Source organism: Caballeronia calidae (assembly GCF_900044055.2).
GTDB lineage: Bacteria > Pseudomonadota > Gammaproteobacteria > Burkholderiales > Burkholderiaceae > Caballeronia > Caballeronia calidae.
This window is the reverse complement of record NZ_FCOX02000037.1, coordinates 80,393-90,491: the sequence shown is the minus strand read 5'-3', so window position 1 is coordinate 90,491 and position 10,099 is coordinate 80,393. Positions and strand designations below refer to the sequence as shown.

At 55.3% G+C, this 10,099-nt stretch carries 9 protein-coding genes; 1 reads left to right on the top strand and 8 read right to left on the bottom strand.

Annotated features, from left to right (window positions below):
• Window positions 1–539, bottom strand: a 539-nt coding sequence (locus tag AWB78_RS27855) for a transposase (RefSeq protein WP_198399358.1), incomplete at its 3' end; no start/stop codon positions are given.
• 91 nt (window positions 540–630) lie between these two features.
• Between AWB78_RS27855 and AWB78_RS27850 the strand changes: the two genes are divergently transcribed.
• Entirely contained in the window at window positions 631–1,548 is a 918-nt protein-coding gene (locus tag AWB78_RS27850) for an alpha/beta hydrolase family protein (protein ID WP_062609308.1), read from the top strand.
• Between the two features lie 130 nt (window positions 1,549–1,678).
• On the opposite strand, the gene AWB78_RS27845 is transcribed toward AWB78_RS27850, so the two are convergent.
• The 7 genes from AWB78_RS27845 to AWB78_RS27815 all read right to left on the bottom strand — a co-directional run bounded on the left by AWB78_RS27845 (window position 1,679) and on the right by AWB78_RS27815 (window position 9,782).
• A complete protein-coding gene (locus tag AWB78_RS27845) occupies window positions 1,679–2,680 on the bottom strand; it encodes an amidohydrolase family protein (protein WP_062609305.1) in 1,002 nt (333 codons plus the stop codon).
• Between the two features lie 129 nt (window positions 2,681–2,809).
• Window positions 2,810–4,159, bottom strand: coding sequence for an MFS transporter (locus AWB78_RS27840; protein ID WP_062609303.1), 1,350 nt, complete (start codon window positions 4,157–4,159; stop codon window positions 2,810–2,812).
• Between the two features lie 344 nt (window positions 4,160–4,503).
• A complete protein-coding gene (locus AWB78_RS27835) occupies window positions 4,504–5,661 on the bottom strand; it encodes a porin (protein WP_062609301.1) in 1,158 nt (385 codons plus the stop codon).
• A 277-nt stretch (window positions 5,662–5,938) separates the two neighbouring features.
• Entirely contained in the window at window positions 5,939–6,865 is a 927-nt protein-coding gene (locus AWB78_RS27830; RefSeq protein WP_062609299.1) for an NAD(P)-dependent oxidoreductase, read from the bottom strand.
• A gap of 18 nt (window positions 6,866–6,883) precedes the next feature.
• Window positions 6,884–7,261, bottom strand: a complete 378-nt coding sequence (locus AWB78_RS27825; RefSeq protein ID WP_062609296.1) for a carboxymuconolactone decarboxylase family protein — start codon at window positions 7,259–7,261, stop codon at window positions 6,884–6,886.
• A 161-nt stretch (window positions 7,262–7,422) separates the two neighbouring features.
• The gene (locus AWB78_RS27820) at window positions 7,423–8,745 is read right to left on the bottom strand and encodes an MFS transporter (protein WP_063959028.1); all 1,323 of its coding nucleotides are present in this window, start codon (window positions 8,743–8,745) and stop codon (window positions 7,423–7,425) included.
• 269 nt (window positions 8,746–9,014) lie between these two features.
• Window positions 9,015–9,782 (bottom strand): alpha/beta fold hydrolase, encoded by a 768-nt coding sequence (locus tag AWB78_RS27815; RefSeq protein ID WP_082883439.1) that lies wholly within the window; start codon window positions 9,780–9,782, stop codon window positions 9,015–9,017.
• Between the last annotated feature and the right edge of the window lie 317 nt (window positions 9,783–10,099).

Genomic DNA, 10,099 nt, shown 5'->3' with positions numbered 1-10,099 from the left:
TTCGCCTTGGCCAGCAGCGCATCGATCTGTTCTTTGAGTTCCAACTCGGCTTTCTTCATCCGCTCGTAACTCATCGCCTTATGACGCGACGCATTGGCCTTGATCTTCGTGCCGTCAACGGCAATCGTCCCGAGCTTGACCAGTCCGCATTCCTTGGCCAGCTTCACCACTTGCACAAACAGGTCCGACAGTTCCTTCAAGTGAAAGGCGCGAAAGTCGCAAAGCGTGCGATGCGCCGGATAGTTGCCCGCGGCGAGGACCCGGAACGCGACATCTTCATGCAGCTTCCTGGCCAGCTTGCGCGACGAGAACACCCCGGTCGCATAGCCGTAGACGAGCACCTTCACCATCATCGCCGGATGAAAGGGTTGATTGCGCGGGCCGCCGCCCGCATACCGCGCATGGAAGCTTGACAGGTCGAGCGAATCCACCGTGTCGCTGATGTAATAGGCCAGGTGCCCTTCAGGCAGCCAGTCTTGCAGCGCGTGGGGCAGCAACATCTGCTGCTGCGGCTCGTAGGGAAGATAGCTTATTGGCATCTCCTAACAACGCTTACCCGGCTCGGCCGGATGACATCAGATTTCTGCCGCGCATACTCCTAGCGCCGGTCAGACGTACTGGATCGACCAGATGGATGTCCAGTATCAAATACCTGTCAGCCCGCGAAAACTGCCCATCGTTCTCGTTCATGGTGGCGGTTGCACAGGGCGCGTATGGGAGACGACGCCCGATGGCCGGGAGGGGTATGCGACGATCTTGCTTCGGCAAGGTTTCTCCGTGTTCGTCGTGGATCTTCCGCGGGGAGGACGTTCTGGTTTTCCGAGCTTCACAGGAGAGTTGGGAAAACTGGATGACGAACAGAGGCTGGTGACGCCGCTCACGTTCTCGCCGGGAAGGGAGCACGCGTGGACACGCTGGCGTCTTGGGCCTCGATATCCGGAGCCCTTCCTTAATCAGGCGTTTCCGATGAGCGCCGTTGATTCGTTCCTCAAGGGTATGCGTCCCTCAGTCACGGACGATCCTGAGGTAATGTCTCACGCGCTCATTGCGCTGCTGGAGAAGATTGGGCCGGCCACACTTGTGACTCACAGCAATTCGGGGCTCTACGGCTGGTTGGCGGGAGCGAACTCAACTCGAGTCAGAGGGATCGTTAGCTACGAGCCGGCTTTCGTATGCCCTGCAAACCGGTCGACGGCTATTGGATCTGATGGACATGTTCAACCCAGAGCTGGAAAGCAATCTGCGGTCACATCAATTTCCGACGATTCTTTCGCGCGACTTGTCGGCGTGCCCATGGAAGTCGTCTTCGGGGACAATATTCCCCTTGAACCCGACCCGAATCCCATCGCTGATGGTCGCCGTATCCAGTTCTCCGTCGCAGATGAGTTTGTGCGTCTCGTTAATGAACAAGGCGGTAAAGCAAGTCGGCTGTCTTTGCCGGAAGTCGGTCTACGCGGCAACTCTCACTTCATGTTCTCCGATCTGAACAACCTAGAGGTTGCGGCGCATCTGTGCAACTTCCTTTCGAGATGCGGGCTCGACGAGTGACAAATCGCTCAAGAACTTGGTCCGATCTGCCGAAACTTGCGCGTCGCTCATTGTGACAGGCCAGTATTCAGTACGCGGCACCTACTTGCAAGATCCCCACCAACTATCCGCCATACGAGTGCCGGAATTTTTAGATGCGGTAGACGTGTTTCGCCGTACCTGAGAATAATGCGACCTTCTCTGCTGCCGACATGTCTCGAACGCTCCATTTCAGCGCGTTCCATAACGGTACAAAGCCGCAGGACCGAGCATCAGCCGAGAAGTTACTTTCCATCATGCAACGATCTGGGCCAAAGGCGTCGATTGCCGCCCGCACATAGGGGCGCCACAGCGCCGCAAGCGCTTCAAAACCTGTGGCTTCGTCTCGCTCCTCTAGGCCGAACCCCCAGTATGGAAGTCCCAAACCGCCGATCTTGCATGAGACGTTGGGTCTTTCAGCGATCTCCCGCAAACGGCGGCGCCAATCCTCGAAAATCGCGGTGCGGCCGGCCGCGTCCATGTCGAGCGCAACGGCGAGTCCCATATGGTTGACGATAATGGGAAGGTCGGGAACGGCATCCGCAAGTTTGGCTAGCGCCGGCAACTGATGATGAAAAACCGATGCATCGAACGAAAGCCTTCGCTTCTCAAGTTCCTTAAGCCCCGCAATGAAGTTCGGGTGCTCCATGATTCCGCGTGGAGGGCGATGTTTGAAATATCGATATAGTGCCTCGTCAGGATGCTCGTTTGTGACTTGGCGGACACCGCGAAACCGCTCTGGCGCAATTCTGATAGCCCAATCCAGAAACTCCCCGATTGCGCCGCCCTCTCTCAGGTCGGCATGGCCCACGATCGCAGAGCACGCACGGCACGGGCCATAAGCTCCATTTGCCGCCATCGCCGCCATCCCGTTGGCAAATTCAATCTCGCCGAGGGGACGAAGCCGCTCCGGCCCTTCAGGGCGTAGGAATGCCTGGGTCTCGACATATACTGAGGCGACAATGTTGTGACCGGCCGCCGCGTCGGAGAGATAATCTTCGAGCATGTAGGGCATGGTCGGATGCATCCAAAGATGATGATGCGAATCGACAATTTCGATCTCAGGTTCGATGATTGGCTCGTCTTTACCGTCTAGTCGTTTGTATCGGCCCATGATCTCGTTCCGCTTCGGTTACATGGTATTCGAATATTGAGGCACTGACCTATGCCCTGGCGGGCTTCGGTAAGGCAACGCATGTTCAGTCAAACGCGTCCGGAGTACGTATGTACGCACCGAAACTGGTCAGGGGCTCGGACACTCTTTATCATAGGCTCGGCTGTCTTTCTTCCTTTGCCTCGACAGCAGCAATCGAACCAACAGGATGGCGAGAACAGCGAGTCCATCCATGCCTGCCAGAAAGTAGAGACCTCCCGAGAAACTACCGGTGGCGTCCTTCAAGAAACCCATGATCCACAGGCCGGCAAATCCACCCAAGGCGCCAATCGAGTTGATCACGGCGATGCCGCCCGCCATCGCCTTTCCAGACATGAACGTTGACGGAAGGCTCCAGAACGCCGGCACACAACCGTACGAACCGAATGAGACCAGGCCAAAAGCAATAATCTTGATCGTCAAGTCTGACGACATGGCAGCGAGCGCCAACCCCACTGCCGCAACGAACATCGGGATGGCCACGTGGAAATATCGCTCACGCGTGACGTCTGATCTCCATCCTACGAGCAACATTCCGATGCAGCCAGCAATGTATGGTAGCGCTGAGACGACGCCTGTATGAAAAGAGCTAAGTCCGAACGAGCTGACAATCTGTGGCAGAAAGAAGCCGACGCTATAGACGGTAATTACGACGTTGAACATGAAGAAACCTAACACAAGCACCGGAGGCGAAAGCAGCGCTTGGACCACCGTGTAGTCCCGGACATGCTCATGAATATCAGCGGCTTCCTGAGCGAGCTTTTCAGATAACCAAGTAGCCTCGTTTCCCTTCAACCAAGTGCTCGTACCAGGATTGTCTGGAAGGTACTTTAGGACCACGACGGCGAGGATAATGGCTGGAATAGCTTCGATGATGAACATCCATTGCCATCCGTGGAGCCCCAGTCCGCTCACGTTCAGCAAGGCACCGGAAATCGGCGCACCGATGAGGAATGTCAGAGGGCCCGCAACGTTGAGGTAGCCAAGGACGCGGGCCCGGTACTCAGCGGGAAACCATTGTGCGAAGTAGTACACGATAGCAGGATAGAAGCCCGCTTTCGCCGCGCCGAGCAGGGCTCGCATTGCATAGAATCCAATTGGCCCCTTGACAAAGGCCATGCCACCGGCGACCAGTCCCCATGTGAACATTATCCGTGCAAGCCACCGCCTGACGCCGTACCGGAACATGAAGAGATTCGATGGTACCTCCATCGTGAAATACATGATGAAAAACAAGCCTGATCCGAATCCGAACATGGATGCTGTCAGACCGATATCCTTATTCATCTGCAGCGCGCCAACCCCCACGTTGGTTCTATCAAGGTAGGCGAAGAAGTAGCAGAGAATTACAAGGGGGAGAATCCGCCACGTCACCTTCTTAATCGTTTGGAGTTCTGCGTCTCCGGTCAACACGTGGTTGTGCTCATTCGGTCCGTGCATTTTGTCTCCAACAGTCTATTGCCGCCTTCAGTGCGGCTTATAAGGCTTCATCCGCCCCAATGTGGGTCGCTACAGCCTCTGTTAGTCAAGTATAAGTCCGCCAAACCTGTGAACTTCGAGCGTCCCTAGCGAAGGTAGTTTGCTCGACACGCAACGATGAAAGGCACGGGGCACATCGAAGAGGCTCAACTGTGCATCGTCATCGAGGAGCATTTGACCCCGCTCCTTCCCCAATCAGAATATTGAGGTGAAAGCGAGGTCGAGCGACTGAGCAACGCAGATGTGCGGGGCAGCAACGCGCACCGGCTGCGCGCAGATCCCCGCCACCGTACAGGTTTCTATTGTTAGAATTTGTGCCGCATACCGATCCGAACCAAAGTCTGATTCTTACTCGTCGATGCGTCCGGCGCGGAGGTACCACCTGGGCCATACGAGTCGGGAGCAATCGAAGCGACGGGAGCGTCACCCGCAGCGTGCTGATACACCCCCAAGAGGTAAAGGTCGGTTCGCTTCGACAAGAAGTAGTCTGCGATCAAGCCGAGTTGGTGATACTTGGGTTCAGCACCAGAAGCCTTGAGGTTACCATCCGTAAAGACGTAGCTTCCTCCGAAAAAGATGTCGGGACGGAAGAAGTACCCTACGTTGACGTCATAATTCGAGAACTTCAACGAATCGTTGTTCGTGTCAAATCTGCTATGACTGTAGACGAATGAGAGCTTAACCGCGTTGACTTTGTAAGATACACCAGCAGCAATGTTTTCTTGCCGTTTCACCGGAGTCGTTAACCCAAGCGGCCCCAAAGCAGACGTCGTCGAAAGGTTAAGATAGTCACCTTGAATCGCGCCAACGGCGTTCTCATTAGGTGTACTCAACCGAAAGTATCCGGCGCCAAACTGAAATCCGCCGTTTTGATAGGCTGTACCTAAACTCCATGCTCGATTGCTTCCAAACCCTGATCCACTGCCATCCGCGTTCGTAGCGGCGTTTCCGAAACCGTACAAGCCACCGAACGTGAAGCCACGAAAGTCCGGGCTCGCGTACTTGACTGAGTTGTTGATGTGAAACGAGTTAATCAGGTCATCGTTGTCGAACGGGTGTCCGACTCCGATATATACGTTCCCGGAGTTCACCGGTTGGACGTAATCGACGATAGATTCGTATTGTCGACCAAAAGTGAGAGTGCCGTAGTTCGCGCTACTGAGCCCAACCCATGACTGACGCGCCCACATTCGATTAAGCGCCAGACTTCCGTTGGCGGCCGAAAATCCGCTTTCTAGCCAGAATACTACCTTGAGTCCGCCACCGACGTCTTCAGCGCCTTTCAAGCCCCATCGAGAGCCCTGCAGCACGCCACTAGTATTAGTCCAGTTGCTATGCCCATGGTCATTGCTGATGTAGTTTATCCCCTCATCGACAATACCGAAGAGCGTGACGCTGCTTTGCGCGTGTGCTGCTCCGGCAAACAACGACATTGCAGCGATACCAAAAATTCGCTTGTCCATTATTTACTGTCCTCCTCCGTTCTTCACCAATGCGTTAGGTTCCCAAGAACCAGTATTCTTGTGCGGACGTTCACGACTTGATCGTCGCTCCAGACTGCATATTTCCAGTCATATTGCAAATTGCGTTTTCATTCGTCGTACTAACCGACCGACGGGATAGGAATCTTCCGTCTTCCATTTTTGATCGTCCGAGAAGACCTTAGTGTGCTCTTCGCGTCGGGATATGGTTTTCCGACGGCAGGCGCGGCCGATTGACTGCGTCGCGCCTGATACAGATTTACGACTTCTGCAACGCTGCCTGCAGAGCTTCTTGGTTGACTGCGATCTTGACGCCGGCTCGCTCCAGTTGCAGCTTCATGAATGCCCGCGAGTCCTGTTCACCCCAACCGCGTCCAAGCGCCTCCGTCATTTCTTCCAAGGTGAGGTTGGCCAGTCTCATCGGTACGCCGAGTTCTTTCGCGAGACCGGTTCCCAGCATCATGTCCTTGTGCCCAAGTTTCAGTGCGAAGGCCGGATGTTCGAAGTCACCAGGGAGGAACTGCTTGGTCAACATGAACAGCGGCGATTGCTTCCCGACCACTCCAAGCCGCATCGCCTCCCAGAGTTCCAAAGGTTCGATGTCGCCTTTCACGGCCATGGAGAAAACTTCCGCCATGATGTTCAGAATCATATAGCCCGCCATGTTGTTGGCGAGCTTGGCAACCGTACCGGCGCCAATTGGGCCGACGTGCCGCGCCTTATCGGCGAACTTTCGGAGGAGGTCGGCGTGCTGCTCGACCACCTGCTTATCGCCGCCAATCCAGATTGCGAGGTCACCGGAGGCGGCCCCCGCCGGACCGCCACTCACCGGCGCGTCGAGCATTTGCCCGCCTTTCTTACTAAACGCCTCATGAATCCGTCGATTGAGAGAAAGTGAACTGGTCGACAACTCAAACAAGACAAGCCCCGGCTTCATGTTTGCCAGAACGCCTTGTTGCCCGAAAATGACTTCCTCGATCTGGACAGGTCCGGGAAGCGAAGTAAAAAGCACGTCAACTTCTTCAGCGACTTGCGCCACGCTTTCTGCTTGACGTGCGCCAGCCTCCACCAGTACCGCAAGCGCCTGCGGGTTTGCGTCGTACACCAAGAGTGATGCGCCATTCTTCGCGAGGTTTTTAGCCATACCTTGACCCATGCGGCCAAGCCCGATAAAGCCAACTTTCATTCCAGCCTCCATTTTCCGTCAGACCCCAAGTTCTTCGAACACTTTGCGCGCAACGCGGAAAGCGGTAACGCCCGCAGGCATGCCGCAGTAAACAGCGACTTGGAGCAAGCATTCGCGAATTTCGTCCTTCGTCACCCCATTCTTTAGGGCGATCTTGACGTGACCTGCAAATTCTTCCGAACGGTTAAGCGCGGAGAGCATGCCGAGGTTAAGGATGCTTCGGCTGCGACGGTCAAGACCTGGCCGGCTCCAAACCGCACCCCAACAATATTCTGTCAGAAGTTCATGAAGCGGCACGCTGTAGTCGTTGGGGTCACTGAAAGCCTTATCGACATACTCCTTCCCTGCAAGCTCCGTACGGAGTGCCAAGCCCTTTTTAAAATTCTCCGTTGTCATATTCTCTCCCAGTTAAAGATTCAGTGCCGAGGGCGCCAAACGCCCAACGGACGGTAGTTAGAACACTTAGATTGACGATCGTATTACTGGAATCTTCTCCAGTCAGATTTCGTTCGGGGTCGATTGATCCAACCCGAACTCCAAAGACTGTCGAACGCACGTCATCGGACCCGACCAGGAATCAATGCAGGGTCGGAATCCGCATCTTCGACGGAATGTCGCAGGCTAACGTTTCGGGTTTCAGGAACGAACTGAACTGCAACGAAAGCGAGAATTCCGACAATAGCCGTATACACGCCCGGGGCCGTTGTCGAACTAAACTTGGTAACAAGCCAAGTAGCAATAAGCGGCGTCGTGCCGCCCATTATTGCGGCGCTCAGCTGGAACGAAATCGCATGCCCTGTCCCGCGATAAGCAGTCGGGAAGACCTCAAGCGTTGCAACCATTGCGGCGCCGCCATATATTCCGATCCCTGCGGCGAAAATGACCTGTCCGAGCAAAGCACCGGAGAACGTCCCCGAACTAGCCAACCAAACGCATGGGTAAGCACAGATGGCAATCCAGAGCGAACCGATGTTCAGAAGCTTCTTTCGACCGATGCGGTCACCAAGCGCGCCGGCAAACACGAACACGATGCCAATCGTCATAATGCCGGCAGCGTTGGTCAACAGTGCGACTTCAACCGGAAGCTTCACCTGCGTCACAAGAAATGTGTACATGAATCCCTGGAGGAAGTACGCGCTCACCGCAGACAGGGGAACAAGACAGAAAACGTACGCCATGCCTCGTGCGCCGGAACGGGCTGCCGTGGCAACAAGGTTTTCAACGCGCGTCTCACGTGACGCCTCAACGTACTCCTCGGGGTCATGCAGACGACGCCTAAACCAGAAGCCGATGAGACCGAGCACGCCGCCGAAGACGAACGGGACACGCCACACCCAATCAGCAAACACAGCGGCATCGGTCCACGACTTGAGGACAAACAGAAGTATCGCAACGAATGTGTTGGACAAGTAGCTGAAGAAGTAGATCACTCCAATCCATTTGCCACGTCGGTCATCGGGTGCCGATTCGATTACGTAGGCGGCGCCGCCTGTACTCTCGCCCCCCAACGCCATGCCTTGGGCAAGGCGAAAGAAGACCAAGAGAAGCGGTGCCAGAATTCCAATCTGGTGATAGGAAGGCAACAGTCCGATGGCGGCGGTGGACCCTGCCATGAGCCACACTGTCATCGTCAACACCCGAATTCTGCCGATGCGGTCGGCCAACATTCCGAACAGCAGCCCCCCGAACGGTCTGGCGAAAAGGGCGACCGCATACACCGCAAACGTACTGAGAATTGCCGCGGCGCGATCCGTCCCGGGAAAAAACAGAGCAGCTAGGATTGGTACGGTCAGCCCGAACACGGAAAAATCGTAGATCTCGATGAAATTCCCGATTGCGCCGGCGGCAAGCGTGCGCCGCACATGCTTTTTATCACTCACGTCCCCTCCAAATATGGAAGTATTTAAATTGAAATACCGATGAAGCCGAATTTCCTAAACGTTTATAAGGCTGTTCTTATTGTTAGGACCTACTCAAACTTCGACGCAAAGCGTTGCACCTCCCTAAGAGATTAGCCCGTTCGCTATTCGGTTCGGGGTCAAATAATTAATCTTTATGTCGTCGCACTTACCGTGCACCGATGCACCGCAGTTAGCACGCAGCAGATCTTTCGTTAAGGCGAATTAATGCTGGTGCCATAACAGAGCTGCTAACTCACTTGCTCGATCAATCGCGCCACTTCTGAAGGGCGCGTCAACATTGCGTCATGGCCCGCAGCTAACTCGACGTAATCCCAGCCTGGCTGAGCTTTCGCGACATTTCGAGAGTGCGACGTGTTCGGATGCAAGGGACTTGTACACACAACGTAGGTTGCAGATACTCCGTTGCCGAGTGGGTGGTTAAGCATCAGCTTGTCAAAGTACGCACCGAAGGGGTGGGGAGTCAAAAGCCCGCGGACTCGCTCCACCAGCGATGGATCGTTGATGCCAAATGTCTCGGGGTCTCCTGGAGGAACTGCGTGCCCGGTACTATTGCAATCGCGCGCTCGTTGCAAGTACTTCTCACGGATCGAAGGCGGAACTGCGTCTAAGGGCGCCTGCCCTGACTCGAGAACTTGGGCGTCTAAGTAGACGAGATGACGTAGCCGCTCGGGCATACGATCAGCCAAAGCGGAGACGATGGATCCCGCGAAACTATGCCCCACCAGAATGACGTCTTCGAGTTCCTCGTAAAAGAAGACCTGCTCGACATCCTTGATCATTACCTCGAGAGTCGGTCTGCAATCGATGAGGTGGGATCGCTCACCCAGGCCAGTAAGTGTCGGCGTGTATACAACGTGACCCTTCGAGCGCAGAATCGAAGCCACCTCCTTCCAGCACCAACCGCCATGGTACGCACCATGTACGAGGACGTACGTTCTCCTAGGGGCTGCGAACTCCCGAGTCGCCGATTTAATCGAGGTGTTTGGACTAGCCATGCTTTTCTCAATATAAGTGCCGACTTTTCTGCCCGCCCCCTTGCACTGTGTCGTGCATCGAGTCTCCAATCGACAGGGGCTTGAGGCAGCAAATCATTGAGTCCGATGGTACCTATGGGCACTGCGCGCAACCAGCGACCGGGCTGGCAAGCATCATTGCCTTCTGCGCAAAGATCGCATCGCCGATTGTCAGGCGAGCCTTCGTAGGTGCCCAGCGGTACCCATTGCCATACCACCCAAAGGATCCTTAGCTTTTGCGTGGCGCCCCGTTTGAAACCTGAGGTGCCCATGGTCGTCCTCTGCTGTGTAGGGCCGTA

Coding starts and splice junctions, on each gene's coding strand:
- AWB78_RS27850 (WP_062609308.1), top strand. CDS start 631: ATGGATGTCCAGTATCAAATACCTGTCAGCCCGCGAAAACTGCCCATC.
- AWB78_RS27845 (WP_062609305.1), bottom strand. CDS start 2,680: ATGGGCCGATACAAACGACTAGACGGTAAAGACGAGCCAATCATCGAA.
- AWB78_RS27840 (WP_062609303.1), bottom strand. CDS start 4,159: ATGCACGGACCGAATGAGCACAACCACGTGTTGACCGGAGACGCAGAA.
- AWB78_RS27835 (WP_062609301.1), bottom strand. CDS start 5,661: ATGGACAAGCGAATTTTTGGTATCGCTGCAATGTCGTTGTTTGCCGGA.
- AWB78_RS27830 (WP_062609299.1), bottom strand. CDS start 6,865: ATGAAAGTTGGCTTTATCGGGCTTGGCCGCATGGGTCAAGGTATGGCT.
- AWB78_RS27825 (WP_062609296.1), bottom strand. CDS start 7,261: ATGACAACGGAGAATTTTAAAAAGGGCTTGGCACTCCGTACGGAGCTT.
- AWB78_RS27815 (WP_082883439.1), bottom strand. CDS start 9,782: ATGGCTAGTCCAAACACCTCGATTAAATCGGCGACTCGGGAGTTCGCA.